Source organism: Pseudonocardia sp. CA-107938 (genome assembly GCF_050936315.1).
Lineage (GTDB): Bacteria > Actinomycetota > Actinomycetes > Mycobacteriales > Pseudonocardiaceae > Pseudonocardia.
Genome location: NZ_JBNJNA010000002.1, coordinates 1,182,135 through 1,207,924, shown reverse-complemented (window position 1 = coordinate 1,207,924; position 25,790 = coordinate 1,182,135). Strand labels below are relative to the sequence as shown.

Annotated in this window: 22 protein-coding genes and 1 pseudogene; 13 read left to right on the top strand and 10 right to left on the bottom strand. The window is 72.0% G+C overall.

Annotated features, from left to right (window positions below; translation table 11 throughout):
* Positions 1 to 61: 61 nt before the first annotated feature.
* Positions 62 to 754 (bottom strand): DoxX family membrane protein, encoded by a 693-nt coding sequence (locus ACQEVB_RS38675; protein ID WP_432984174.1) that lies wholly within the window; start codon positions 752 to 754, stop codon positions 62 to 64.
* A 385-nt stretch (positions 755 to 1,139) separates the two neighbouring features.
* Between ACQEVB_RS38675 and ACQEVB_RS38670 the strand changes: the two genes are divergently transcribed.
* The 3 genes from ACQEVB_RS38670 to ACQEVB_RS38660 are packed head-to-tail and all read left to right on the top strand — an operon-like array spanning position 1,140 to position 4,405.
* Positions 1,140 to 1,928, top strand: a complete 789-nt coding sequence (locus tag ACQEVB_RS38670) for an ROK family protein (RefSeq protein WP_432984171.1) — start codon at positions 1,140 to 1,142, stop codon at positions 1,926 to 1,928.
* A gap of 40 nt (positions 1,929 to 1,968) precedes the next feature.
* Positions 1,969 to 3,645 carry a glucose-6-phosphate isomerase gene (gene pgi / locus ACQEVB_RS38665; protein WP_432984168.1) on the top strand — a complete coding sequence of 559 codons (1,677 nt, stop codon included), beginning with the start codon at positions 1,969 to 1,971 and terminating at the stop codon, positions 3,643 to 3,645.
* Positions 3,646 to 3,661: 16 nt separating this feature from the next.
* Positions 3,662 to 4,405 (top strand): phosphatase PAP2 family protein, encoded by a 744-nt coding sequence (locus tag ACQEVB_RS38660; protein WP_432984165.1) that lies wholly within the window; start codon positions 3,662 to 3,664, stop codon positions 4,403 to 4,405.
* On the opposite strand, the gene ACQEVB_RS38655 is transcribed toward ACQEVB_RS38660, so the two are convergent.
* Positions 4,406 to 5,182 carry an Fpg/Nei family DNA glycosylase gene (locus ACQEVB_RS38655; protein WP_432984162.1) on the bottom strand — a complete coding sequence of 259 codons (777 nt, stop codon included), beginning with the start codon at positions 5,180 to 5,182 and terminating at the stop codon, positions 4,406 to 4,408.
* 75 nt (positions 5,183 to 5,257) lie between these two features.
* Between ACQEVB_RS38655 and ACQEVB_RS38650 the strand changes: the two genes are divergently transcribed.
* The gene (locus ACQEVB_RS38650; protein WP_432984159.1) at positions 5,258 to 7,036 is read left to right on the top strand and encodes an NHL domain-containing thioredoxin family protein; all 1,779 of its coding nucleotides are present in this window, start codon (positions 5,258 to 5,260) and stop codon (positions 7,034 to 7,036) included.
* Here the strand turns inward: ACQEVB_RS38650 and ACQEVB_RS38645 are convergent.
* The 3 genes from ACQEVB_RS38645 to ACQEVB_RS38635 are packed head-to-tail and all read right to left on the bottom strand — an operon-like array spanning position 7,023 to position 9,583.
* Positions 7,023 to 7,595 (bottom strand): DUF1707 SHOCT-like domain-containing protein, encoded by a 573-nt coding sequence (locus ACQEVB_RS38645; protein WP_432984156.1) that lies wholly within the window; start codon positions 7,593 to 7,595, stop codon positions 7,023 to 7,025. The genes ACQEVB_RS38650 and ACQEVB_RS38645 overlap by 14 nt on opposite strands.
* 40 nt (positions 7,596 to 7,635) lie before the next feature.
* Positions 7,636 to 8,280 carry a response regulator gene (locus ACQEVB_RS38640; RefSeq protein WP_432984153.1) on the bottom strand — a complete coding sequence of 215 codons (645 nt, stop codon included), beginning with the start codon at positions 8,278 to 8,280 and terminating at the stop codon, positions 7,636 to 7,638.
* Between the two features lie 7 nt (positions 8,281 to 8,287).
* Complete coding sequence (locus ACQEVB_RS38635) at positions 8,288 to 9,583, bottom strand: sensor histidine kinase (protein ID WP_432984150.1); 1,296 nt, start codon at positions 9,581 to 9,583, stop codon at positions 8,288 to 8,290.
* Positions 9,584 to 9,880: 297 nt separating this feature from the next.
* Here ACQEVB_RS38635 and ACQEVB_RS38630 point away from each other — a divergent pair, with 297 nt between their 5' ends.
* Complete coding sequence (locus ACQEVB_RS38630) at positions 9,881 to 11,182, top strand: DUF222 domain-containing protein (protein ID WP_432984147.1); 1,302 nt, start codon at positions 9,881 to 9,883, stop codon at positions 11,180 to 11,182.
* 177 nt (positions 11,183 to 11,359) lie between these two features.
* Here ACQEVB_RS38630 and ACQEVB_RS38625 read toward each other — a convergent pair whose 3' ends face one another.
* Positions 11,360 to 11,671 (bottom strand): hypothetical protein, encoded by a 312-nt coding sequence (locus ACQEVB_RS38625; RefSeq protein WP_432984144.1) that lies wholly within the window; start codon positions 11,669 to 11,671, stop codon positions 11,360 to 11,362.
* A 14-nt stretch (positions 11,672 to 11,685) separates the two neighbouring features.
* Entirely contained in the window at positions 11,686 to 12,489 is an 804-nt protein-coding gene (locus tag ACQEVB_RS38620; protein ID WP_432984141.1) for an enoyl-CoA hydratase/isomerase family protein, read from the bottom strand.
* A 24-nt stretch (positions 12,490 to 12,513) separates the two neighbouring features.
* On the opposite strand from ACQEVB_RS38620, the pseudogene ACQEVB_RS38615 reads away from it, so the two are divergent.
* From ACQEVB_RS38615 to ACQEVB_RS38590, 6 genes and pseudogenes are all read left to right on the top strand, one after another.
* Positions 12,514 to 13,161 (top strand): annotated as a pseudogene (locus tag ACQEVB_RS38615) (CaiB/BaiF CoA transferase family protein); the annotation flags it as partial.
* Between the two features lie 88 nt (positions 13,162 to 13,249).
* Positions 13,250 to 13,705: a CoA transferase gene (locus ACQEVB_RS38610; RefSeq protein ID WP_432984138.1), complete on the top strand. Its 456-nt coding sequence runs from the start codon at positions 13,250 to 13,252 to the stop codon at positions 13,703 to 13,705.
* A 283-nt stretch (positions 13,706 to 13,988) separates the two neighbouring features.
* A complete protein-coding gene (locus ACQEVB_RS38605) occupies positions 13,989 to 14,843 on the top strand; it encodes an ABC transporter ATP-binding protein (protein WP_432984135.1) in 855 nt (284 codons plus the stop codon).
* Complete coding sequence (locus ACQEVB_RS38600; RefSeq protein WP_432984132.1) at positions 14,840 to 16,060, top strand: ABC transporter permease; 1,221 nt, start codon at positions 14,840 to 14,842, stop codon at positions 16,058 to 16,060. Before ACQEVB_RS38605 ends, ACQEVB_RS38600 begins: the two co-directional genes overlap by 4 nt.
* A 50-nt stretch (positions 16,061 to 16,110) precedes the next feature.
* Positions 16,111 to 17,757, top strand: a complete 1,647-nt coding sequence (locus ACQEVB_RS38595; protein ID WP_432984129.1) for a biotin/lipoyl-binding protein — start codon at positions 16,111 to 16,113, stop codon at positions 17,755 to 17,757.
* 89 nt (positions 17,758 to 17,846) lie between these two features.
* Positions 17,847 to 19,004: an acyl-CoA dehydrogenase family protein gene (locus ACQEVB_RS38590; RefSeq protein ID WP_432984126.1), complete on the top strand. Its 1,158-nt coding sequence runs from the start codon at positions 17,847 to 17,849 to the stop codon at positions 19,002 to 19,004.
* On the opposite strand, the gene ACQEVB_RS38585 is transcribed toward ACQEVB_RS38590, so the two are convergent.
* The 3 genes from ACQEVB_RS38585 to ctaC form a co-directional block, all read right to left on the bottom strand.
* Complete coding sequence (locus tag ACQEVB_RS38585; protein WP_432984123.1) at positions 18,987 to 20,411, bottom strand: purine-cytosine permease family protein; 1,425 nt, start codon at positions 20,409 to 20,411, stop codon at positions 18,987 to 18,989. The two genes, ACQEVB_RS38590 and ACQEVB_RS38585, sit on opposite strands and share 18 nt — an antisense overlap.
* Before the next feature lie 119 nt (positions 20,412 to 20,530).
* Positions 20,531 to 20,929 carry a cytochrome c oxidase subunit 4 gene (locus tag ACQEVB_RS38580; RefSeq protein ID WP_432984120.1) on the bottom strand — a complete coding sequence of 133 codons (399 nt, stop codon included), beginning with the start codon at positions 20,927 to 20,929 and terminating at the stop codon, positions 20,531 to 20,533.
* A 9-nt stretch (positions 20,930 to 20,938) separates the two neighbouring features.
* Complete coding sequence (ctaC, locus tag ACQEVB_RS38575) at positions 20,939 to 21,862, bottom strand: aa3-type cytochrome oxidase subunit II (protein ID WP_432984117.1); 924 nt, start codon at positions 21,860 to 21,862, stop codon at positions 20,939 to 20,941.
* A gap of 233 nt (positions 21,863 to 22,095) precedes the next feature.
* Here ctaC and asnB point away from each other — a divergent pair, with 233 nt between their 5' ends.
* Together asnB and ACQEVB_RS38565 are read left to right on the top strand one after the other, a co-directional pair.
* Positions 22,096 to 24,012, top strand: coding sequence for an asparagine synthase (glutamine-hydrolyzing) (gene asnB / locus ACQEVB_RS38570; protein WP_432984114.1), 1,917 nt, complete (start codon positions 22,096 to 22,098; stop codon positions 24,010 to 24,012).
* Between the two features lie 91 nt (positions 24,013 to 24,103).
* Positions 24,104 to 25,786 carry an SAM-dependent methyltransferase gene (locus ACQEVB_RS38565; protein WP_432984111.1) on the top strand — a complete coding sequence of 561 codons (1,683 nt, stop codon included), beginning with the start codon at positions 24,104 to 24,106 and terminating at the stop codon, positions 25,784 to 25,786.
* Positions 25,787 to 25,790 lie beyond the last annotated feature (4 nt).

Sequence of the window (25,790 nt, the reverse complement as noted above, 5' to 3'; positions counted from 1 at the left end):
CGGCGGGCCCTGGTCGCGATGACCGGGGCCCGCCGGTTGTGCCTCCCGCAGCGGGGGTGGTTCAGCGGGAGGCGTGCGCGGCCCGCGAGCGGCGGACCGGCAACGGCCCGGAGTGCTCCGACGAGTTGGGCGCCGGGACGGACGGCGCCTCCTCGTTCGGGCCCGGGGCGGACGGGGCCGGCAGCACCACCGGCTGCTGGGCGGCGGCGAACCGGTAGGTGACCGGGGCGGCTTCGCGCAGGGCGGCCGCGGTGACGGGCTCGGTCAGCGCCGCGCGCGGATCGGCCAGGACGACAGGTGCGCTGGTCAGGTGGGCCAGCTCGCGGTCGCGCTGCGCCTGGCGGAGGCGCATCCAGCGGTCGAGGCTGTAGCGCCCTGGCCCCGCTGCGGCGAGGACCAGCGCGAACGCGCAGATGACCAGCACGTACTCGGCGCCGCCCTCCTTGACGAAGAGCCCGTTCTTGGCGTGCACGAACACGATCGCGCCGACGAACTCGACGAGGTAGAGGCTGCAGACGATCGTGGTGAGCGAGCCGATGAGGACGAGCAGCGCGCCCACGACCTCCATGACGGCGACGAACGACGCCGAGACGATGGCCACCGGGATGGCCATGCGCTCGAAGCCCTCCGTGGTCTGGCCCAGTCCATTGATGAACACCTTCTGGTACCCGTGGGCGAACATGACGACGGCGAAGATGACGCGGGCGATCACCAGCGCGATGTCACTCGCCGGCGCGGTCAGGGGTCGGTTCATCGGGTGATTTCCTCCGCTCGTCTCGGGTCTGCGGAGAGCTGTGCGTGATCACTCCACCGCGTCGAGTGACAACAGCTAACCCGATGGAGCGGCATCAGCACGTCCGGTCAGCGCAGCACGCGACCACCGAACGCCGGACTGCGACCAGCTGGAACTGCGCGGCCATTCGGACGTGCAACTGCACGTGCATGGCCGGTCACCCGACGCGACCGGCCGCTCGGCGTCCGCTTGCTCGTGCACGCACCGTGCCGTGAAGATCACGACCTGTGATCCCCTGCGGAGCGACCGCCCACAGAGCAACCCGTATCCGTGCGGACGTCCCCTGCATCCGGAACGGCGACCGGCTACCGTCGTGCGCGCACATCGGACGGGCGGGGAGGGGCACATGGCAGGACCGCTGACGCTGGCCATCGACGTGGGCGGATCGGGCCTGAAGGCCTCGGTGCTCGCTCCCGACGGGGAGATGCTCACCGAACGCGTCCGCCGGGACACGCCCTACCCGTGCACGCCGGCCGTGCTGCTCGACGAGCTGACGGCGCTGGCCGGCGCGGTCGGGCACGACTACGACCGGGTGTCCGTCGGGTACCCGGGCGCCATCCGGCAGGGCAAGGTCCGCGACGTCACCGCGTTCCTGCGCCCGGCGCCGGGTGAGCCGTTCGACCCGCTGCTGCGCGAGCTGTGGATCGGCTACGACCTCGCCGGGGCGCTCGCCGAGCGGTTCGGCAAGCCCGTCCGCGTCGCCAACGACGCCGATGTCCAGGGCTGCGCCGTCATCACCGGCACCGGCATGGAGCTCGTCATCACGTTGGGCACAGGGGTGGGCTGCGCGGTGTTCTTCGACGGGGTGCTGCTGCCGCACATGGAGCTGTCGCACGGCCGGTTCGGCGACGGCCTGTCCATCGAGGTGGCCTGCGGCGACAACGAGCGGCACAAGGTCGGCAAGGAGAAGTGGCGCGAGCGGGTGCTCGACGCGCTCGACGCGTTCGAGGCGATGGTGCTGCCCGACCACGTCTACATCGGGGGCGGCAACGCCAAGAAGCTCGACCCCGACAAGCTGGGCCCCAACCGCTCCGTCGTGCCCAACGTGTCCGGGCTGCTGGGCGGCATCGCGCTGTGGGAGCGGCTGCCCGACGCGGCACCCGCACCGACGACACCGGCGCCCGTGTCCACCTGATCGGAGCCGGTGGCTGCGGTGATCGGCGTGCAGCGGCAGGATGTGGGCCGTGTCCACTCCCGCCATTCCCGCGATCAGCCCCGACATCTCCGCCACCCCGGAATGGGCGGCGCTGGCCGAGCACCACGCCGCCGTCGGTGACCTGCATCTGCGCGACCTGTTCGCCGGCGATCCGGGTCGTGCCGAGGCGCTCACCGCGACCGGCGCCGACCTCGTCCTGGACTACTCCAAGCACCGCATCACGCGTGACACCCTGCCGCTGCTGATCTCGCTCGCGCACGCGGCGCACCTGCCCGAGCGGATCGAGGCCATGTTCGCCGGGCTGCACATCAACACCAGCGAGGACCGCGCGGTGCTGCACACGGCGCTGCGGGCGCCGCGCGACCTGGCGCTCGCCGTCGACGGGCAGGACGTGCCGACCGACGTGCACGCCGTGCTCGGCCGCATGGGCGAGTTCACCGACGCCGTCCGCTCCGGGGCCTGGACCGGGCACACCGGCGAGCGGATCCGGGCCGTCGTCAACATCGGCATCGGCGGCTCCGACCTCGGCCCGGTGATGGCGTACGAGGCACTGAAGGCCTACGCGAACCGCGACCTCACCATGCGGTTCGTCTCCAACATCGACCCCACCGACGTGACGGAGGCGCTGCACGACCTGGACCCGGCCAGCACGCTCGTCATCGTCTCGTCGAAGACGTTCACGACGCTGGAGACGCTGACCAACGCCAAGGTGGCGCGCACCTGGCTCGTCGACGCCCTGGGTGACGAGAAGGCCGTCGCGAAGCACTTCGTGGCCGTCTCGACCAACGCCGACGCCGTGTCGGCGTTCGGCATCGACGCGGCGAACATGTTCGGGTTCTGGGACTGGGTCGGTGGCCGCTACTCCGTCGACTCGGCGATCGGCCTGTCGCTGATGGTCGCGATCGGCAAGGAGCACTTCGCCGACTTCCTGGCCGGCATGAACGCCATCGACCGGCACTTCCGCACCACACCGCTGGAGCAGAACCTGCCGGTCATCGCCGGGCTGCTGAACATCTGGTACGCCAACTTCTTCGACGTGCAGACCCACGCCGTGCTGCCCTACAGCCAGTACCTGCACCGGCTGCCGGCCTACCTGCAGCAGCTCACGATGGAGTCCAACGGCAAGTCGACCAAGGGCGACGGCACCCCCGTCACCACGACCACGGGCGAGATCTTCTGGGGCGAGCCGGGCACCAACGGCCAGCACGCGTTCTACCAGCTGCTGCATCAGGGCACGCGGCTCGTGCCGGCGGACTTCATCGGGTTCGGCGAGCCCGTCCACGTCGTCCCGGTCGATGCCGAGACGGACATGCACGACCTGTTCACCGCGAACCTGTTCGCCCAGAGCTCGGCGCTGGCGTTCGGCAAGACCGCCGAGGAGATCGCCGCGGAGGGCACCCCGGCCGAGGTGGTGCCGCACAAGGTGATGCCCGGCAACCGCCCGTCGTCGACGATCATGGCGCGCAAGCTGACGCCGTCGGTGCTGGGCCAGCTGATCGCGTTCTACGAGCACGTCACGTTCGTCGAGGGGACGATCTGGGGCATCGACTCGTTCGACCAGTGGGGCGTGGAGCTGGGCAAGGTGCTCGCCAAGCAGCTGGGCCCGGTGCTGACCGCCGCCACCCCCGACACCGACGGCCTCGACGCCTCGACCGCCGCGCTGGTCGCGCGGTACCGGGAGTGGCGGGGCCGCTGACCGACGGAAGGACGCCATGCCCGACGACGAACCCGTCGAGATCGGCGAGTCGGACCTCGAACCCGACCTCGACGGGCCGGCGCGGGTCTCCCCGATGCGGGCGTGGCTGGTCGGGGTCTGCGTCGCGGGGTTGGTGCTGCTCGCCGGGCTGGCGGTGTGGGCGGCGTTCGTGGGGGTGGGCCCCGCCGAGGCCGACACGGCGGCGCTGCAGGACGCGATCGCGACCCGCACCCCGGGGCTCACCACCGCCGCGATCCTGATCACGACGGTCGGCAGCACGGTCGCCATGGCGGTGCTCGCCGCCGCCGTCGCCGCGGCGCTGTGGGCGCGCGGCCGGCCGATCGACGCCGCCTTCCTCGTGCTGACGACGGCGAGCGCGAGCCTCCTGTTCCGTGGGCTGAAGATCGTCTTCGACCGGCCGCGGCCGCCTGTCGCGACGCGGCTGGTCGTGGAGACCAACGAGTCGCTGCCGTCCGGGCACGCCACGATGTCCATGATCGTGATCGGTGCGCTGGTCCTGCTGTCGTGGGCCGGGCGGTCGACCGCGACGCGCGTGCTCGCCGTGCTCGCCGCCGTCGCCTGGGTGGGGCTCGTCGGCGCCACGCGCATCTACCTGGGCGTGCACTGGTTCTCCGACGTCGTGGCCGGCTGGGCCGTCGGCGCAGCCTGGCTGACGCTGTGCGCACTGCTGTGGCGGTGGTGGCTGGGGCGCAGCGTCGGCGCCGATCCGGCTCAGGTGTCGGGCTCGGACGGGCGCTGATCAGGCCTGTTCCCGCGGGCACCACCACGTGGTGCGGCCACCCACCTTGCCGTGCGCCATGGGGGTGCCGCACCGCGGGCAGGTGGCGCCGGCGCGGCGGCTCTCGATCACCTCACCGGTGTGGACGCCGCCCTTCCTGATGGCGTTGCGCAGGCTCGTCCGCAACGCCGTGTGCAACCGGTCGAGCTCGGCGCGGGACAGCCGGTCGGCGGGCGCCGACGGGGCGAGACGCGCCTGCCACAGCGTCTCGTCGGCCAGGAGGTTGCCCACGCCGGAGAGCACCGACTGGTCCAGCAGCCGCGCCTTCACCGCCGAACGGCTCCGCGCGACCCGCTCCCGGAACTCCGCGGGCCGGATCCGCTCGGCGTCCGGGCCGATGGCGTCCAGGTCGGGTTCGAGCCGGACGCGGCCCAACCGGCGCGTGTCGTGCAGGCGGAGCTGGCCGCCGTCGGCGAAGGTCATGGTGAACCGGTTCCACTGCGGCCGGCGGGGCGGATCGTCGGCCGCGTCGTCGACCACGACGATCCGCCCGCCCATGCCCAGGTGCACGCCGAGGTGCGGGCCGGGCTCGCCGCGGGCATCGGCCGTCTCGCACCACATCGTCTTGCCCAGCCGGTGCGCGGCCACCAGCCGGCCGCCCCGCAGGGCGGCCGCGATGTCGCCGGGGCGGTGCGGGCGGCACACCCACTCGTCGGTGTCGTCGACGTCGACGATCGTGCGGTCGAGGGCCTCCTCGAGGGTGCGGCGGGCGCGTTCGACCTCGGGCAGTTCGGGCACCCGGCCATCCTCACCCGACGGGGGCCCGGCCGCCCGTCGCGGAACACCCGCGGGGCACCCACGGTTGATCGTCAGGTGACGACCTCCCGCGTCCGCGCCCCCGAGCTGCGCGGGCGCCGCTGGCTGAACACCGGCGGCGTCGAGCTGTCCCTGGCCGCACTGCGCGGCAAGATCGTGCTGCTGGACTTCTGGACCTTCTGCTGCGTGAACTGCCTGCACGTGCTCGACGAGCTGCGCGAGCTGGAGGAGCGCTACGCGGACGTGCTCGTGACGATCGGGGTGCACTCCCCCAAGTTCGCGCACGAGGGCGAGCCGGCCGCCGTCGAGGCCGCGGTGGAGCGGTACGGCGTCGGTCACGCCGTGCTGGACGATCCCGACCTGCTGACCTGGGACGCGTACGCGGCGCGGGCGTGGCCGACGCTCGTCGTCGTCGACCCGCAGGGGTACGTGGTGGCGCACCTGTCCGGCGAGGGCCACGCACACGGCATCGCGGTGCTGGTCGAGGAGTTGATCGAGCAGCACCGTGACCACTTGCGTCGGGGTGACGGCCCGTACGTCGCCCCGCCCGAGCCGGCGACGGCGCTGCGCTTCCCGGGCAAGGTGATCGCGCTGCCCGGCGGCACGTACCTGGTCTCCGACACGGCGCACCACCAGCTCGTCGAGCTGCAGGACGACCTGGAGACGGAGGTGCGGCGGATCGGCACCGGCGAGCGCGGCCTGCGCGACGGCACCGCCCCGCAGTTCAACGAGCCGCAGGGCCTGGCCCTCCTGCCCGACGGGGACGTCGTGGTGGCCGACTCGGTGAACCACGCACTGCGCCGGGTCCGGCTCACGGACGGGCACGTCGAGCTGCTGGCCGGTACGGGGCAGCAGCTCCGGGACCGCGTCGAGCCCGGGCACACCGACGACCAGCTCTCCACGCCGTGGGACGTCGCGTGGTGGGACGGCCGGATCGCCGTCGAGATGGCGGGCAACCACCAGATCTGGACCGTGGACCCCGACACCGGAACGGCGACCGTCCTCGCCGGCACCACCAACGAGGGGCTACGGGACGGCCCGCCGGCCGACGCGTTCTTCGCGCAGCCGTCCGGACTGGCCGCTGGGATCGACGCAGACGGTGACGTGCTGTGGGTCGCCGACGCGGAGACCTCGGCGGTGCGCCGGGTGACCCGTGACCTGGTCACGACGGCCACCGGCCAGGGCCTGTTCGACTTCGGCCACCGTGACGGCCCAGCGGCGGACGCGCTGTTGCAGCACCCGCTCGGGATCACCGTGCTGCCCGACGGCTCGGTCGCCGTCGCCGACACCTACAACGGCGCGGTCCGCCGCTACGACCCGCGCACCTCGACCGTGTCGACGCTGGCAGAGGGGCTGGCCGAGCCGAGCGACCTGCTGGTCGACGGGGATTCCCTGATCGTCGTCGAGTCGGCGGCGCACCGGTTGGTGCGTGTGCCGATCCCGGCCGGGGCGCGCGTCGACGGCGCGGCACACGCAGTCCGCCGCCCGCGCACGGACCTTGCCGCGGGCGCGGTGACGCTGCGCGTGGCGTTCACCCCGCCGACCGGCCAGCACCTCGACACCCGCTTCGGCGACCCGACGCAGCTCACCGTCGCCGCCGATCCCCCGGAGCTGCTGGTCCGCGGCGCCGGAACCGCGCAGGGGCTCGAGCGCGAGCTGGAACTCGCGGGCACCGACGGCGTGCTCTCGGTCAGCGTCGCCGCGGCTGCCTGCGACGAGGGCGACGGCGTGTTCGCCGCCTGCCACCGCTACCAGCAGGACTGGGGCATCCCGGTCCGCGTCACACCGGGCGGCCCGGCAGAGCTGGCCCTGGATCTGCGGGCTATCCGATCGTGACGCGCACGTGGCCGAACATGCTGTGGCCGCTCACGCGCACGACGGGCCCGTCCGGCCGGACGGGCGTGGGGCGGAACGCGCGCTTCCAGCTCCCCCACTCCACGACGGAGCGCTTGCCCAGGTAGGCGGTGCCGGAGTCGTGCAGGCGGGTGCCTGGGGAGACCCGGATCTCGACCTTCCCGAACAGCGAGTTGGCCCGCACGTCGACCACCACACCGGGCGGGAGGTCGCGCAGGTCGATCTCGGCGGCGCCGAGGAACGCGTCGACGAGCACGGGTCCGGCCGCCGGGTCGGGACGGCGGCGCACCTTGGCGAACGTGACGCGCAGCGGCTCGGCCGAGCCGGACGCCACGACCGGCAGCGGTGCGGCCTGCGGGGCCAGATCGGCCAGCAGCGGCTGCAGCTCACGGGCCGTGCGCGCGGTGTAGACGCCTTCGAGGCGTTCGGCGTGCTCGGCCCAGGTGATGCGGCCGTCACCGACGGCGGTGTGGAGGACGGCGGCCGCGCGATCGCGGTCGGCGTCGGAGATGCGCAGCTCGACCTGCCCCGTCTGAACCATGCGCGACAGCATAAGACGTCATCGTGACGTCAACAAGACATCATCCTTGACGCAACCAGGCCAGCACGGCCATCACGCGCCGATGGTCGTCGGCGGACGGCGGAAGGTCGAGCTTCGTGAAGATCGACGAGATGTGCTTCTCGACCGCGCCCTGCGACACCACGAGCTCCCGGCCGATCGCGGTGTTGGTGCGTCCCTCCGCCATGAGCCCCAGCACCTCCCGCTCGCGCGGCGACAGCTCACCGAGCGGGTCGCGCCGGCGGCGCTTGGAGAACAGCGCCGACACCACCTCGGGGTCGAGCACGGTGCCGCCCGCGACCACGCGCTCCAGCGCGTCGGAGAGGTCGTCGAGCCGGCTCACCCGGTCCTTCAGCAGGTAGCCGACGCCGCCGCCGGCCGAGAGCAGGTCGTCGGCGTAGGCCTCCTCGACGTACTGCGAGAGCACGAGCACCGCCACACCGGGCACCTTCGACCGCAGCTCCAGCGCCGCTCGCAGCCCCTCGTCGGTGAACGACGGCGGCATCCGCACGTCGACCACCGCGACGTCGGGCTTGTGCTCGACACCCGCTGCGACCAGCGAAGGGCCGTCGCCCACCGCGGCTACGACCTCGGCGCCCGCCTCGTCCAGCAACCGGACGAGACCTTCGCGCAGCAGCAGGGAGTCCTCAGCGAGTACGACGCGCACCCACCGATCATGCACCCAGGCCCCGCAGTGGGATCTCCGCGGTCAGCACGGTCGGACCGCCCATCGGGCTGTGCACCTCCAGCACGCCCTCGGTGGTCGCCAGCCGGTCGGCGAGACCGGCGAGCCCGTGCCCCTTGCCCAGGTGGGCGCCGCCACGGCCGTCGTCGCGCACCTGGACGAGCAGCCGCTCGCCGTCGGCGTGCACCGCGACGGTGACCAGGGTGGCGTGCGCGTGCTTGGCCACGTTGGTGAGCGCCTCGGTGACGACGAAGTACGCGGTCGTCTCGACCGCCTCCGCCAGCCGGATCCGCTCCGGCAGGTCGATCTCCAGCGCCACCTCGACCGGGCTGCGCGCGGCCGCCGCAGCGAGCGCTGCGGCGAGACCGCGATCGGCGAGGATCGGCGGCGCGATGCCGCGGGAGAGGGCGCGGAGCTCGGTGAGCGCCTCACGGCTGTGGTCGATCGCCTCCCCGACCAGCACGCGAGCCTTGTCCGGGTTGTCGTCGAGCCGGCGGGCGGCCGCCTCCAGGTCCATCGTGAGGCGCACCAGACGCTGCTGCGGGCCGTCGTGGATGTCGCGCTCCAGCCGGCGCAACGTCTGCGCCTCCGCCTGCACCGCAGCTCGCCGACTGGACTCCAGCTGCGCCGCACGGGCCCGCAGGGCCGCGCTCTCGTTGGTGAGCAGTGCCGTGGCGAGCCCGGCCCGCACGCTGGTGAGCAGGGCAAGGACGAACGGCGCGGTGAGCAGCATGACGACGCCGAGCACGGTGTCGAGCACCTGCTCGAAGAACGGCGAGTAGACACCGGTCAGCAACCAGTAGAGCCCGCCCCCGTCGTCGTCGACGGGGAGCGACCACATCCAGGTGAACGCCAACGCCCCACCGAGACCGCCGACCACCCACGTCACGGCCAGCACGAACGTCACGATCCGCACCGGGAACGCGACGACCGCGTGCAGCAGGTCGCGCCACGACTGCGGATCGGCCAGCCACGCGAACATCCGCCGGACCCGCCCACCCTCCGGCACCCGGTAGTGGTGCGGCGGCAGCGGCCGCCCCAGCGCGAGCACCGTCGAGCGGCGCTCCAGGTCGGCGAACCACCGGCTCACCGCCAGCGCGGCCGACAGGATCGGGATGCCGACCCACACCACCGCCGTGCCGACCCCGGCCGCGAACCCGGCGATGGCCAGCGCGAACGCGGGGACCGCGAGGAACAGTCCGGTGATCTGGTAGCCCAACCGCCGCCCCGCCCGCCCCGCGATGGACGTGGAGGGCGCCGGCAGCGCCGCAGTCGTCTCCGTCATGTCCCCCAGCCTCGGCGTGCAGAGCGCTCGGACCCAGCCGGTCCGCCCCCTCCTCAGGGTAGGGCCAACCCGAACCGCTGTGTCCGGCCTTGATCTTTTGCGGGAGATTCGGCCCGGATAAGGGTTGCTGCCGCGCTGCTTCCGCTCCTCGGCCCTGACGGGCCTGCGGTGCGGCTCAGCTTGCCCACGAACCACCCGGGTCACCCTGCTCGGGTGGTCACCCCACGTGGTGCCGCTGATCCTGATTCTTCCCGTTTTCGCTGGTCACGAGCACCGACATGCGCTAGAATCGAACACATGGTCGACATCGAGGAGTGTGTCGGGGTACCCGACTCGTTGCTGCTCGACGGCTCCCCGTCCCCGGCGGCGGTGCAGCCGTCGGGATGGTTGGCGCTCGAACTCGACCAGTACTTCGCCGACCCCTCCACCCTCGACGACCCGGCCCTGATCGACGCCCTGGTCGGCTACGAACGCCTCGCCGCGTGGGCGCAGGCCCGGCAAGCCCGGCTGATCGCCGAACTGGCCGAGCGGCGGGCCGAACCCGGGGCGGTCACCGACTGGGCCGCTGATGAGGTCGGCACCGCCCTGCACCTGTCCGGTGGCACGGCGGCGTTCCGCACCCGCCAAGCCGAGACGCTGACCGCGCGGCTGCCGGACACCCTGGCCGCGTGGGAAGCCGGGCTGCTCGACCAGCGGCGGGTCACCGTGATCACCGAGGGCACCGCCCACCTGTCCGACGCCCACGCCGCCGCCGTGGAAGCCCGGGTGCTGCCGAAGGCGCCGCAACAGACCGCGGCGCAGCTGCGGGCCGCCGTCAAGCGGGCGATCATCGCCGTCGACCCGGCCGGCGCGCAGGAACGCCACGAACAGGCGCGCCGGGATCGGCGGGTCGCGGTCAACCCCGAACCCGACGGCATGGCGTCGCTGTGGGCGCTGCTGCCCGCCCCGGACGCGGTCGCGGCGTACGAGTGGTTGACCCGCCTGGCCCGCGGCTGCGGCGCCGACGACCCCCGCACCATGGACGAGCGGCGCGCGGACCTGCTCGCGGATCTGCTGTCCGGCCGGCTCACCAACCCCGACCTGGCGCTACCGACCCCGGTGAACCCGGGCAAACCGCTGGTGCAGCTGCTGATGCCGATGACCAGCCTGTTCGGGCTCACCGACGATCCGTGCGAGCTGCTCGGGTACGGCCCGATCACCGCCGAGATGGCCCGCGAGGTCGCCGCCACCGCGACCTGGCGGCGGCTGTTGTTCGACCCCGCCTCCGGGGCGCTGCTGGATCACGGCCGCAGCACCTACACCCCGCCCGCCGCGCTGGCCGATTTCGTGCGGGCGCGGGATGTGTACTGCCGCTTCCCCGGCTGCCGCCGCAAGGTCGTCAACGGCGAACTCGACCACATCCAGGCTTTCGCCGACGGCGGGGCCACCAGCGCGGCCAACCTGGCCGGGTACTGCGTGCGGCATCACCACCTGAAACATGCCGGCGGTGGTTGGCAGGTCCGCGCCCTGCCCGATGGCGGGCTGGAGTGGATCACCCCGACCGGGCACAGCCACATCACCCGGCCCTACGACTACCGGAGTGACCCCGACCCGCCCTGAACGAACACGACGACCACACCTTCGACCACGGTCGGCCGCGAACCCGAGCATCCCGAACAGACCGACGCTCACCTCACGTGCGCACCGGTCTTGTCGCCCAGGCCGTCCGGGCGGCCTCGGCGGCGTGATCGGGGCGATCCTTCACCCCGTTGCCCGCACACCATGAGACCCTGCCCGTCAGACGGGATCGGTGAACGTGACCGGCTTGCCGGTGGCTCGGGCGTACGCGATCTCCCTGCTCGTGGACTCGCCGACGTACCCTCCGGGGTTGACGACCAGGACACGGTCGGCCAGGTCGATCTTGCGCAGGTGGAGGGCGTCCAGCGCGGCCTTCTGCGCTTCGGTGATCTCGTGGTTCTCGGTGCGCAGGAAAACGCCTGGTGCGACGACGATGGCGCCGGCGAGGGTGAGGTCGCGGTTCGCCGCATGCATCTGGTCCACGAACCGGGTGGAGCCGCAGATGCAGACGATCTCGGGCCGGTCGGGCACAGCTCGGTCCTGCCTCATCCGCGCCGGAAGTCCGGGGCCCGCTTCTCCCGGTGCGCGGCGAGCCCTTCGCGCACCTCGGAGTGGCCGAATCCGTAGAACTCCAGTGCGAGGGAGGCGTCGAAGGTCGGGCCTGCGCTGCGGTACCAGTTGTTGAGAGCCAGTTTCGTGAACGCGATGGCCTGCGGTGCGCCGGCGGCGAGCTTCCGCGCCACCGTCATGGCCCGGTCCTGCACCTCCTCGTCGTCGACGACGAGCGAGACCAGTCCGATCCGTTCGGCCTCCTCACCGCTGATGGCCTCGCAGGTGAGCAGGTAGTACTTGGCCTTGGCCATGCCGCACAGCAGTGGCCAGCAGATGGCGGCGTGGTCGCCGGCGGCGACGCCGAGGCGGGTGTGCCCGTCGACGATCTTCGCGGTGCGGGCGGCGACGGAGATGTCGGCGAGCAGGGCGACGGCGAGGCCGGCGCCCACGCACGGGCCGTGGATCGCGGAGACGACGGGCGTGGTGCAGTTGACCAGGTTGTAGACGAGGTCACGGGCCTCGCGCAGCACCCGGGTGCGGACGGTCGGGTCCTCGACCATGCTCTCGACGAGGTCGAACGAGCCGCCTGCGCTGAACGCGCGCCCCTCGCCGCGCACGAGCACCGCGCGCACGGTGGGGTCCCGGTCGATCACCGGCCAGACATCGCAGAGCTGCTGGTGGGCGTCGGCGCCGACGGCGTTGAGGTTGGGGCCGTCGAGGACGATCCGCAGGATGCCGTCCTCGGGGCGGTCGATGCGCAGCGCGGTGAACGGCGCGTAGATCTCGTCGGTGGGCACGTCAGCGGACCCTAGTCTGGCCGGATGGGTCCAGGGCCACTCGCGGGGATCACCGTCGTGACGGTGGAGCAGGCCGTGTCTGCGCCGCTCGCGACCCGCACGCTGGCCGACCTCGGCGCGCGGGTGATCAAGGTGGAGAACCCGCGCGGCGGCGACTTCGCCCGCCACTACGACGACGTCGTGGCGGGGCAGGCGGCGCACTTCGTGTGGTGCAACCGCGGCAAGGAGTCCGTGGCGCTGGACCTCAAGGACCCCCGCGGCCGGGAGCTGCTGCACGCCCTGCTCGCACGGGCCGACGTGCTCGTGTCCAACCTCGCGCCCGGTGCCACGGAAAGGATCGGCGTCGCACCGGCACAGCTGCAGGAGCGGCACCCGCACCTGGTGTCGGCGGAGATCACGGGGTACGGCCCGGGCGGGCCGCTCTCGCACAAGCGCGCGTACGACCTGCTCGTGCAGGCCGAGTCCGGGGCCTGCTCGATCACGGGTACCGCGGGGGCGCCGGCGAAGGCGGGGCCGCCGATGGCCGACATCAGCACCGGGCTGTACACGACGATCGCGGTGCTCGCGGCGCTGTGGGAGCGCCGCGGCGGCGGCACGGCGGCCGCCACGCACGTCGCGATGCTCGACGTGATGAGCGAGCTGATGGGCTACACCCTGCACTGGACGCGGCACACCGGCGTCGAGCAGGTGCCGGTCGGCATGGGCTCCCCGGCCGTGGCGCCGTACGGGGCCCTACCCGACCGCGGACGGGCAGACCGTGGTGCTGGGCACGACGAACGACGCCGAGTGGCAGCGCTTCGCCCGGGACCTGATCGGCCGTCCCGACCTGGCCGACGACCCGGGCCTGCTGCGCACGGAGGGCCGGCTCGCGCGCCGTGCGGAGGTCGACGCGGCGGTGGCGGCGTGGTGCGCCGAGCACGACCTGCCGACCGTCCAGGACGCGGCCGACCGGGCCGGGATCGGCAACGCGCGCTACAACACCGCCACCGACGTGCTCGCGCACCCGCACCTGGCCGCGCGCGGCCGGTGGGCCGAGGTCGACACCCCGGGCGGGCCGGTGCCGGCGCTGCGACCCCCGATCGACTCGACGACGTGGGGTCCGCGGATGGACGCGGTGCCCGCATTGGGCGCGCACACCGTCGCCGTCCTGGAGGAGCTGGGGATTCCGACGACGGAGATCGACGCGTTGCGCGCGGCCGGGGTGATCGCCGGCTGAACCATTCCGCTGCGTTGCCGACAACACCCGGATCGGGTACGAATCTCTTCCCCGAAGGGCCCAGTCGCACGCGCGGACGCGCGAGGCCCGCGAAGGTTGCGCGAGCCGCTGGTAACGGTTTTATTTCCTGCCTTCTCGCAGGTCGGACCCGTCTGCGGCACAAATGGGATGCTGAGAAACCCTCAGTACGGGTGACCGGAAGACTCGTCACGTCGAGTACATATTCTCGTTGGGCCAACCGAGTGGTCGGACACGGGGGTGTCGACCGCATGGCAGGGGGACGATGATCGAGCTGGAGTGGGTCTCGAAGGTCTACAAGACCGGAGCCATCGAGCTGCGTGCACTCGACAACGCCAATCTCCGCATCGAGGACGGCGAGCTCGTCGCGATCATGGGCGCGTCCGGCTCCGGCAAGAGCACGATGATGAACATCCTGGGCTGCCTCGACATGCCCACCACGGGCGTCTACCGCCTCGACGGGATCGACGTCGGCAGCCTGCGGGAGAACGCGCTGGCCGACATCCGCAACAAGAAGATCGGGTTCGTCTTCCAGTCGTTCAACCTGATCCCGCGCACGTCGGCGATCCGCAACGTCGAGCTGCCGATGGTGTACGGGGGCGGCTCCGACCGCCGGGCCCGCGCCGAGCGCGCACTGCAGCGGGTCGGGCTCGGCGAGCGCATGTACCACATGCCCAACGAGCTCTCGGGCGGTCAGCAGCAGCGCGTGGCCGTGGCCCGCTCGCTGGTCATGGACCCGACGATGATCCTCGCCGACGAGCCCACCGGAAACCTCGACACCGCGTCGACGATCGAGATCATGAACCTGTTCGTCGAGCTCAACGACTCGGGTCGCACGGTCGTGCTGATCACGCACGAGCCCGAGGTCGCGGCGTTCGCCAAGCGCGTCATCACGCTGCGGGACGGGCACATCATCAGCGACGTCCGCCAGGAGCAGAAGCGCGACCAGGTCGTGCCGGAGGACGGGCACACCGAGGTGTTCGCCGCCGTCACCGAGCTGCCCCCGTCGGCTCCCAAGCACGCCCTCGACGTTGCCGACGCTACCGCCGTCGCTGCAGCCGACGAGGTCGATCCCGGCGAGCCGACCCGACCCGTACTGCGCAAGGACCTCGACCGATGAACATCTGGGAGGCCGCCCGCATCGCGCTGCGCGGTCTGCGGTCCAACCGCATGCGTTCGGTGCTGACGATGCTCGGCATCATCATCGGCGTCTCGGCGGTGATCCTGCTGGTCGCGTTCGGCAACGGCCTGCAGACGTTCATCAACGACGCGTTCGGCCCGCTCGCCAACCAGATCAACGTCACCAAGAGCCAGGGCAGCCTGGGCGGCAACGGCGAGCCGAAGGACCTCACCGACAACGACGTCGACGCACTGAACAACAGGACGAAGGCGCCGGACATCCTGTCGGTCACCCCGACCGTGAGCGGCAGCGCCAACGTCCAGCTGAGCGGCGGTAGCCAGGTCCGCGGGTCGATCAACGGCACCACCGCGGACTACCTCGTGGTGAACGACCGCAAGATGGTGATCGGCTCCTTCTTCACCGACCAGGACGTGCGCACCAAGGCCAAGGTCGCCGTGCTCGGCCCCAACATCGTCGCGAGCCTGTTCAACGGCGACGCGGCCGCGGCGATGGGCAAGGAGATCCGGGTCGGGCGCACGTCGTTCCGCGTGATCGGCGTGGTCAAGGGCAACGGCCAGGACGACGACGTGGTGATCATGCCGCTCGGCGCGGCGCGCAGCTACCTGCTCGGCGGCGGCGACAAGGTCAACTCGCTGACCATCCGCGCCACGTCGGTGGCCGCGGTCAACGCGGCCGAGCAGCAGATCCACGCCATCCTCGACGACCGGCACAAGATCCGCGACCCCGAGGACCGCGACTACAACGTGCTCAAGCTGCAGGCCCTGCTCGACCAGTCGTCGCAGGTGCTGTCGTTCGTCACGCTCTTCACCGCGGCCGTCGCCGGCATCTCGCTGGTGGTCGGCAGCATCGGCGTCGCCAACATCATGCTGGTCACCGTCACGGAACGGACCCGGGAGATCGGCATCCGCAAGGCCATCGGGGCACGGCGCCGGGCGATCCTGCAGCAGTTCCTGATCGAGTCGATGATGCTCACCGGCATCGGCGGGATCATCGGCATCCTGCTCGGCATCGGGCTGTCCCTGGCCGCCGGCTTCGTCCTACCGGCACTGATTCCCGACTTCCCGGCGCCGGTGGTGTCCACGGGCTCGGTGATCCTCTCGTTCACGATCAGCATCATCATCGGGCTGGTCGCGGGCGGTTACCCGGCCAACCGCGCGGCCCGGCTGCGCCCGATCGAAGCGCTGAGGTACCAGTGACGACCCCGGCGTCCCCGCTCCTCGGCACCACCCACGGAAAGGCATCCACCATGGCTCGAACGAGGCACCTGCACTGGGTAGGCCTCGCGGCAGTCGCCGTGCTGGTCACGGCATGCGGCGGCGGTGCCCCACCGGCGCCGACGGTCAAGGTGGACCGCGGACCCGTCTCGACCTCCGTCTCGGCCTCCGGGACGCTGGTGTCGATCAACGAGCAGAACCTGGGCTTCGCCGACCGCGGCCAGATCGCCGAGATCATGGTCAAGGTGGGCGACAAGGTCACCAAGGGGCAGCCGCTCGCCCGCCTCGACGACGCCGCCCTCTCGCAGGCGCTGGCCTCGGCCAAGGCGAAGCTCGACCAGCAGAACGCAGCTCTGGGCAAGATCACCGGCAGCTACACGGTCGAGGGTGCCCAGGCCGCGCTGGATGCCGCCAACGCCGTCCTGCACGCCACGGAGAGCAACGTCAACGCGGTCAACGCCGCCAACGCCGACGCCACCCGTCGCGCCAAGGTGCAGCTGGACTTCGACCGGGAAGTGCTGCGGACGACGCCGTGCGATCCGCCTAGCACGACCTCCCCTGCTGCGAAGCCCAAGCCAGCGCAGAGCGACAACTCCGACGGCAATACCTCAAGCCGCAACTCCGGCGGGTTGATCGGCAACAGCAGCATGGGACAGCCGGCTACCACCGAGGTCCGCCCGGTCGCCTTCAGCACCCCGCTGACCGGCGACGACGATGACGACGGCTTCCAGACCTGCGCGGGCAAGCAGGCCGCCCAGCGCCAGGTGATCGCGTCCGAGACCGCGTACAACGCGGCCAAGCACACCGAGGACACTGCCGCGACCCAGGGCCGCATCTCCATCGCGAACGCCCAGGCCCAGGTCGTCACCGCGGAGAACACCCTGGAGAGCGCCGGCCGGGACAACTCCGCCGACGCGAAGGTGCAGGAGGCGGTCCGCCGCGACGCGCAGATCGCCGTCGACGGGGCGCAGCGCGACCTGGCGAACGCCACGCTGAAGGCTCCGGCGGACGGCACGGTGTCGAGCATCAACGGCCTGGTGGGCGAGTTCATCCAGGGCTCGACGGGCGGCACGCCGCAGGCACCGGGCGTGGCGGCACGCGTGCCCAACGCGACCGGCGGCACCACCGGCACCACGGGGACGACCGGGGGCACGGCGGCCGGCGCGTTCATCACGTTGACGAACATCGACTCGTTCCAGCTGGTCGTGCCGTTCGAGGAGTCCGACGCCGCGCAGGTGGCGGCGAACCAGCAGGTCGAGGTCAGCATCGACGCGCTGGACGGGCTGACGAAGCCGGGCACGGTGGTGTCGGTGGCGCCGACGTCCGACACGATCTCCGGCGTGGTCAGCTACTACGCCACGATCGTGCTGAACGAGACCGATCCGCGGCTCAAGGACGGCCAGACCGCGCAGGCCGACGTGATCACGAAGACGGTGCCGAACGCGCTGCGCGTCCCGTCCAACGCGATCCGGAAGGAAGCGACCGGCACCGTGGTGAGCATCCCCGGGCCGAACGGGCAGCCGGTGCCGCAGCCGGTCACCACCGGCCTGCAGGGCGACCAGTTCACCGAGATCACGTCGGGTCTGCAGGACGGCCAGGACGTGGTGCTGCCGCAGGCCAACGTCGCGGCTACCGGTGGAACCAGCGAGAACCGTGGCGGCGGCCGAGGCGGCGGCTGACCCGAGCGCCCCACCCGGTTGCAGCGGAGCCACTTTCACGCGAGATTCTGGCGTGGAAGTGGCTCTGCTGCGCACCGACCGGAGGTTCCGTGGATCCCGCTGATCTCGACGACGTGCTGGCCGCGGTGCGGAAGTTCGTCCGCGACGACGTCGTGCCGCTGGAGGAGCAGATCGACGCCGAGGACGCCATCCCGGAGTCGATCATCGCGGCGTGCAAGGAGATGGGCCTGTACGGGTTCGCGATCCCGGAGGCCTACGGCGGTCTCGGGTTGTCGATGGTGGAGGAGGCGCAGCTCGCGTTCGAGCTGGGCTGGACGACGCCGGCGCTGCGGTCGCTGTTCGGCCCCAACAACGGCATCGCCGGCCAGGTGCTGATCACCGGCGGCACCGACGAGCAGCGCGCGAGCTGGCTGCCGCGCTTGGCGTCGGGTGAGGTGACCGCGGCGTTCGGGCTCACCGAGGCCGACGCAGGGTCGGACCCGTCGACGCTCACGACGTCGGCGCGCCGGGATGGATCGGACTGGGTGCTCAACGGCGCGAAGCGCTACATCACGAACGCGCTGGTCGCCGACGTGATCATGGTGTTCGCCCGCACCGACCCGGACGCGCCCGGCAACCGTGGCATCTCGACGTTCCTGGTGCCGGCGGGTACGCCGGGGCTGTCGTTCGGCAAGCGGGACCACAAGATGGGCCAGATGGGCACCTGGACCTCCGACCTCTACCTGGACGACGTGCGGGTGCCGGCGGATCACCTGGTCGGCGGCGACGCGGGGCTGCACACCGGGTTCCGCACGGCCGCGAAGTGCCTGGCGCACGGGCGGGCGCACATCGCGGCGCTGTGCGTGGGCATGGCGGACCGGCTGGTGCACGAGTCGGTCGAGTTCGCGAGGACCCGCTCGCAGGGCGGCAAGCTGATCGCGTCGTTCCAGCTGATCCAGGGGTTGATCGCGGACTCGGTGACCGACCACTACGCCGGCCGCGCCCTCGTGCTCGACGTGGCGCGCCGCTACGACGACGGCAGCGACAAGGTGGCGGGGCCGTCGGCGGCGAAGTACTTCGCGTCGGAGATGGTGGGCCGGGTGGCCGACCGCGCCGTGCAGATCCACGGCGGCGCCGGCTACATCCGCGGGGTGGCGGTGGAGCGCTGCTACCGCGACGCCCGCCTCTTCCGCATCTACGAGGGCACGTCGCAGATCCAGCAGGTGATCATCGCCCGGGACGCGCTGGGGTCAGCCGCGCGCGGGTGAGACCTCCTGCCTGCGGACGGTGGACGCGCTGGTCAGCAGCGTGATCAGGAAGCACAGGACCAGCGCCACCAGCACGCCGAGGTTCGCGTACGCCCACGGGCCTTCGCGGCCGCCGAGGCCGAGGTCGAGCAGGTAACCCTGCCAGGTCAGCCACGCGACCTGCGCGTTCGTCACCAGGCCCCAGCCGACCGCGGTGGCCGCGACCAGCAGCACCACCGCGGGCCAGTTGACGGCACCGTACCGACCGTCCGGGCGGTACAGGTCCTCGTCCGCGTACGTGCGGCGCAGCGCGATGTCGGCGATCAGGATACCGCACCAGGCCGCCACCGGTACGCCCAGCGTGACGAGGAAGCCGGTGAACTGGGGCAGGAACTCGCCAGCCACGAACACGACGTACACGGTGCCGATCACCATCAGCACGCCGTCGATCAGCGCCGCGACCCACCGCGGCGCCGGCAGTCCGAGGGACAGCAGCGCGAGCCCGGACGAGTAGATGTCCAGCACCGCGCCACCGACCAGCCCCAGCACCGCGGTCACGGCGAACGGGATCAGAAACCACGTCGGGAGGGCGGCGGTCAGTGCGCCGACCGGGTCGGCGGCGATCGCGGTCGACAGCTCCGGCGACGAACCGGCCAGCAGCAACCCGACGACCAGCAGCGCGACGGGCGCGATCGACGCCCCGAACGTCGTCCAGCCCACGATCGCGCGTTCCGACGACGTCCGCGGCAGGTAGCGGGTGTAGTCGGCGGCGAGGTTCACCCACCCCATGCCGAAGCCGGTGAGCACCAGCACCAGCGCGCCGATCACCGCCGACGGCGGCCCGGCCGGCAGCGCCGCCACCGCGGCACCGTCGACCTGACCGGCCACCAGCACCACGTACACGACGGTCAGCACGCCCGTGACGACGGTGATCACCGCCTGCGCCCGCATGATCACGTCGAAGCCGAGGACCCCGGCCCCGACCACCAGCGCGGCCACCAGGAGCAGCGCGATCACCATCGTCACCGGGCCGCCACCCAGACCGAGGCGACCCAGCACCGTGGCGGTGGCGAGGGTGGCGGTGATCGTCAGCACGGTCTCCCAGCCGACCGTGAGCAGCCACGAGATCAGCGCGGGCAGCGCGTTCCCGCGCACGCCGAACGCCGCGCGGGACAGCACCATCGTCGGCGCCGAGCCGCGCTTCCCCGCCACGCCGACGATCCCGCACAGCACGAACGACACCACGACGCCGATCACGCCGACGATCACGGCCTGGACGAACGAGACCCCGAACGCCAGCACGAACGCGCCGTAGCTGATCCCGAGCACCGAGACGTTCGCCCCGAACCAGGGCCAGAACAGCTGGCGCGGCGTGCCCTTCCGCTCCCCGTCGGTGATGACGTTGATGCCGTTGGTCTCGACGCTCAACCGAGACTCTTCAGCCACCTGATCGGCCACGTCCCGCCCCTCTCCACGTGCGTGGATCATGACGGGTGGCGGGGCGGCGCGCCAGCCACCCGGCCGCGGGCGCCCTCAGCGGATGCGGATCAGTGATCCGACGGGCGGATGTGGTACTCGAAGACCAGCCCGCCCACGGCGAACAGCACGAGGACCAGCCCGATCACGAGCAGCCACACCTGGAAGAACGCCAGCGAGATGCCGGTCAGGGCGGCCGCCGCGGCCAGGCCGATCGGCCAGTAGCTGCCGGGCGAGAAGAACCCGACGTCGCCGGCGCCGTCGGCCACCTCGGCCTCGGGGTTGTCCTCCGGGCGCTCCTCCAGCCGTCGGGCGACGAACTGGAAGTAGGTGCCGATGATCAGCGCCAGACCGCCCGTGAGGAACAGCCCGGCGACACCCACCGATTCCTGCGCGAGGACGGTGTAGACGATGCCGCACAGGAAGAAGAATCCGGCGCAGATCAAGAAGATCCGGGCTTCGACCCTCATGGCTGCCTCTCAGCTCCCAGCGGCGTTCGGCGGCAACGAGGCCGAACGCTGGGTGCGGTCGTTCGCGAACGGGTAGGTCGTGGTGGCGAGGGGTGCGCACAGCTGGCCGCACGACGGGTCCTGCCGGCCCAGCTCGGCGAGCGCCTCGCCCGCCGTGTACGGCGCCTGCGTCACCGGGTTCACCTGGGTGCGCAGCTGGATCCAGCGGTCGTAGCGGGTCGGCGACAGCGCGCGGACCTCGAAGTTCATCTGCGAGTGGTAGCTGCCGCACAGCTCGGCGCAGCGGCCGACGAACGCGCCCTCACGCTCGACGCGGTCGATCACCCACGTCGGGTCCTGGTCGTTCTTCTCCGGCAACGGGAAGACGTCGCGCTTGAAGAGGAACTCCGGGATGAAGAACGAGTGGATCACGTCGTTCGAGTGCTGGTAGAAGGTGATGCTGCGCTCGGTGGGGAGCACCAGGATCGGGATCGTGTCGGTGCTGCCGACCGTGACGACGTCCTTGCCGTCGGGCGTCTTCTTGCCCGGGTAGGCGAAGTCCCAGTTCCACTGCTTGGCCGTGACGTCGACGGTGAGCTGGGTCGGCGCGTCCTTCTCGACGTAGTTCTGCACCAGCACGGTGAAGCCGAACAGCACCGCCACGATGATCGTGGGGATCACCGTGAAGACGATCTCCAGCGGCAGGTTGTACTGCGTCTGGCGAGGGACGACCTCGTCGCTCTCGCCCTTCTTCTTGCGGTGGAAGATCACCGCCCAGAACATCGCGCCCCAGGTCACGGCACCGACGACGAGGGCGGCGATGGCCGACCACGTCCACAGGTGGCGCATCTGCTCGGCCTGCGGCGTGACGCCGCCGGGCCAGCCGAAGCGGATCACGTCCTCGATGCCGCACGAGGTCAGGAACGGCACGCTCAGGACGGCGAGGGCAACCACCTTCAGCGCCCTGCGGGCACCGAGGTCGCCGTGTGGGCGCGCGGTGTCGCGACGCCCGTCTCGCTGTGCTCGGCCCACTGCCCGCCGCCTCCCACCCGTCGTCGCACGATCGATCACCCGGTCGGTCACCGGGCATCTTCGACTTCGCGTAGAGACTAACGGAGGCGCACGCGCGCGGAAGGGTCGGGTGGCGCCGCCCGCCTCGGCGGTGCCCGGCGGCATACTGGCTCGCTGTGTGCGGACTGCTCGGACTGTTGACGGCGGAGGCCGACGCGGCCTCCCGGACCGACGCGATCGTCGAGGCGATGCGGTGCGCGCGGCACCGCGGGCCCGACGAGCCCGGGCGGGCCTGGCACGACGCGGACGTGGTGTTCGGGCACAACCGGCTGTCGTTCATCGACATCGACCACTCGCACCAGCCGATGTCCTACCTCGACGGCCGCTACTCGATGGTGTTCAACGGCGAGATCTACAACTACCTCGAGCTGCGCGAGGAGCTCACCCGTGAGCACGGCGCGAGCTTCGCGACGGCGGGCGACGGCGAGGCGATCCTCGCGGCCTACCACTACTGGGGCCCGGCGGGGGTGGCCCGGCTGCGCGGCATGTTCGCGTTCCTGATCTGGGACGCGCAGGAGAAGGTGCTGTTCGGTGCGCGCGACCCGTTCGGCATCAAGCCGCTGTTCTACGCGGTCGGCACGGCCGGCGCGGCGTTCGCCAGTGAGAAGAAGTGCCTGCTCCAGCTCGCGCCGACCCTCGGGCTGGCCGGCGATGCCGCCGCCACCGCGCTGGACCCGGTCGCGCTGCAGCACTACCTGACCCTGCAGTACGTGCCGGAGCCGGCGAGCATGCACCGCTCGATCCGGCGGATCGAGTCGGGCACCCACTTCACCGTCCGCCCGGGCGGCGAGGTGGAGCAGGAACGCTACTTCCACCCGACCTTCACCGGCACGGCGCCGGCCGCGGGTGCGCCCGCCCGGATCGCGACCGCCCTGCGCGACTCGGTCGCCAAGCACATGCGCGCCGACGTCACCGTCGGGGCGTTCCTGTCCGGCGGCATCGACTCCACGGCGATCGCCGCGCTGGCCAAGGAGCACAACCCGAACCTGATCACGTTCACCACCGGGTTCGAGCGCGAGGGCTACTCCGAGGTCGACGTGGCCGCGGAGTCCGCCGCCGCGATCGGGGTGCGGCACGTCGTGCGCACCGTGAAGCCCGACGAGATGATGGACCTGCTGCCCCTCATCGTCTGGTACCTCGACGACCCGGTGGCCGATCCGGCGCTGGTGCCGCTGTGGTTCATCGCGCGCGAGGCCCGCCGGCACGTCAAGGTCGTGCTCTCCGGCGAGGGCGCCGACGAGCTGTTCGGCGGCTACACGATCTACCGCGAACCCCTCTCGCTCGCGCCGTTCGAGCGGGTGCCCGGTGTCCTGCGCCGGCTGCTCGGCCGCGCGTCGACCCGGCTGCCGGAGGGCATGCGCGGCAAGGACCTGCTGCGCCGCGGCGCGCTGCCGCTGGAGCAGCGCTACTACGGCAACGCCCGCATCTTCCGCGACGACCAGCTCGCCGCCGTCCTGCGCCGCTACGACCCGCGCCGCTCGCACACCGACGTCACCTCCGCGTACTACCGGGAGTCGGCGGGCTGGGACCCGGTCGCCCGGATGCAGCACGTCGACCTGTTCACCTGGCTGCGCGGCGACATCCTCGTCAAGGCCGACAAGGTGACGATGGCCAACTCGCTGGAGCTGCGGGTCCCGTTCCTCGACCCGGAGGTCTACGGCGTCGCGTCCGGCCTGGCGCTGGAGTCCAAGATCGGCGAGGGGACGACGAAGCTCGCCCTGCGCCAGGCACTGGACGGGATCGTGCCGGCGCACGTGCTGCACCGTCGCAAGCTGGGCTTCCCGGTGCCGCTGCGGCACTGGCTGCGCGACGAGATGTACCCGTGGGCGCTCGACATCGTGCGCGACTCGCAGGCCGACCACCTGGTCGACCTCGGCGCGGTGCGCGCGCTGATCGAGGCGCACCGGGCCGGGCCCGTCGACCACAGCCGGCGCATCTGGACGCTGCTGATCTTCCTGCTGTGGCACGGCATCTTCGTCGAGGACCGCATCCGGCCCGAGATCCCCGAGCCCGTCTACCCCGTACGGATCTGAGCCGTCCGGTGCGGCCGGACGGCCGTCGCACAGGTGCGCCCGGATGCCTTAGGGTCCCGGTCCAGGCGGGGCAGCCGACGGGGGGTCAGTGGTGACGGACGCCGGTCCCGACGCAACTGCCGATCTCCCGAACCGCGCGCGGATCTGGAACTACTGGCTCGGCGGCAAGGACCACTACGCGGCCGACCGCCACAACGCCGACGCCATCAGCGCGTCCCTCCCCGGCGCGCCGCACCTGGTCCGGGCCACGCTGCAGTTCGGCGAGCGCGTCGTCCGGCAGCTGGCCCGCGAGGAGGGCATCCGGCAGTTCCTCGACGTCGGCTCCGGGCTGCCCGTCGACCGCGACCTGCGCGCCGCGCTGCGGGACGTGGCACCGGACGCGACCGTCGTCCACCTCGACCACGACCCGTTCGTGCTGATGCGGGCCACGGCGCTGCCTGCGAGGGACGGGCAGGCGGGGGTCTCGGTGTACCGGGCCGCCGACTTCCGCGACCCGTCGGCCGTGCTGTCCGCGGCCGGGACCGTCCTCGACCTGGCGAAGCCGGTCGCCGTGCTCTTCACCGGTGTGCTCGGCTACGTGCGCTCCCCCGGGCGGGCCGCGCACATCGTGCACGAGGTGCTGGCCGGACTGGTGCCGGGCAGTTTCCTCGTCATCTGGGACCTCGTCGCCGGCCGCGGGGCCGACGAGTCCGCCCTCGACCGGCGCCACGCCATCACCGGCGGGTACGACCTCGGCTCCGCGGGTGAGCTCGAGAAGCTGTTCGCCGGCCTGGAGATGATCGGGCCCGGGGTCGTCCCGGTGACCGAGTGGCTCCCGTCCGACGAGGACACCCGGTGGGACGGCACCGGCGGACCCATCGACGCCTACGGCGGGGTCGCCCGGCTGCCCGCCGACTGGGTGCCGACGCACGCCCCGGAGCCGGTGCACGAGCCGGAGACGCCGGCCGGGCGGACCACGTCGACTTGGTCGTTCGGGGCGTTGGACGGCCGGCCGCCACCGCCCGTGCAGGTGCGGTCCGACGTGCCCGCCCCGGCCCGTGTCTGGAACTACTGGCTCGGCGGCAAGGACCACTTCGCCGTCGACCGCGCCGTCGGGGACGCGGTGATCGCGGACTACCCGCTCCTGCGCGACCTCGTCCTCGCCTCGCGCGAGTTCCTCGTCCGCACCGTCCGCCACCTGGCCGAGAGCGGGGTCCGGCAGTTCCTCGACATCGGCAGCGGACTGCCAGCAGGGCGCAACACGCACGAGATCGCCCAGTCCGTCCGCCCCGACGCCCGCGTCGTCTACGTCGACAACGACCCGCAGGTGCTCATCCACTCGCGAGCCCGGTTGGGCAGCGCGGCCGCCGGGGGCGCGGTGACGTACGTGGAGGCCGACTACCGCGACCCCGACACGCTGGTCGCCCGCGCCGCCGCCACGCTCGACCTGGAGGAGCCCGTCGCGGCGATGTTCATGGGCGTGCTCGGGCACGCGGACGTGCCCGCCATGCACCGCGCGGTGCACTCGGTCGTGGCGGCGCTCCCGGCCGGCAGCCACCTCGTGCTGTGGGACAGCACCGACACCAGCGCCGCGGTCCGCGAGGCGGCGGTCACGCAGACCGTGATGGGCGTCCCCTACCGGCTCAGCTCGCTCGCCGACCTGCAGGAGTGCTTCGCCGGCCTGGAGCTGCTCGAGCCGGGGCTGGTCCGCATCACCGAATGGTGGCCGGACGCCGCCGACGGCGGACCGGGCTGGCCGATGGACGCGTTCGGAGGAGTGGGCCGGAAGCCCTGACCAG

Bases quoted from the DNA above. Each gene is read 5' to 3' on its own strand.
- ACQEVB_RS38675 (WP_432984174.1), bottom strand. From the start codon at position 754: ATGAACCGACCCCTGACCGCGCCGGCGAGTGACATCGCGCTGGTGATC.
- ACQEVB_RS38670 (WP_432984171.1), top strand. From the start codon at position 1,140: ATGGCAGGACCGCTGACGCTGGCCATCGACGTGGGCGGATCGGGCCTG.
- pgi (WP_432984168.1), top strand. From the start codon at position 1,969: ATGTGGGCCGTGTCCACTCCCGCCATTCCCGCGATCAGCCCCGACATC.
- ACQEVB_RS38660 (WP_432984165.1), top strand. From the start codon at position 3,662: ATGCCCGACGACGAACCCGTCGAGATCGGCGAGTCGGACCTCGAACCC.
- ACQEVB_RS38645 (WP_432984156.1), bottom strand. From the start codon at position 7,595: ATGGTTCAGACGGGGCAGGTCGAGCTGCGCATCTCCGACGCCGACCGC.
- ACQEVB_RS38635 (WP_432984150.1), bottom strand. From the start codon at position 9,583: ATGACGGAGACGACTGCGGCGCTGCCGGCGCCCTCCACGTCCATCGCG.
- ACQEVB_RS38630 (WP_432984147.1), top strand. From the start codon at position 9,881: ATGGTCGACATCGAGGAGTGTGTCGGGGTACCCGACTCGTTGCTGCTC.
- ACQEVB_RS38605 (WP_432984135.1), top strand. From the start codon at position 13,989: ATGATCGAGCTGGAGTGGGTCTCGAAGGTCTACAAGACCGGAGCCATC.
- ACQEVB_RS38600 (WP_432984132.1), top strand. From the start codon at position 14,840: ATGAACATCTGGGAGGCCGCCCGCATCGCGCTGCGCGGTCTGCGGTCC.
- ACQEVB_RS38595 (WP_432984129.1), top strand. From the start codon at position 16,111: ATGGCTCGAACGAGGCACCTGCACTGGGTAGGCCTCGCGGCAGTCGCC.
- ACQEVB_RS38580 (WP_432984120.1), bottom strand. From the start codon at position 20,929: ATGAGGGTCGAAGCCCGGATCTTCTTGATCTGCGCCGGATTCTTCTTC.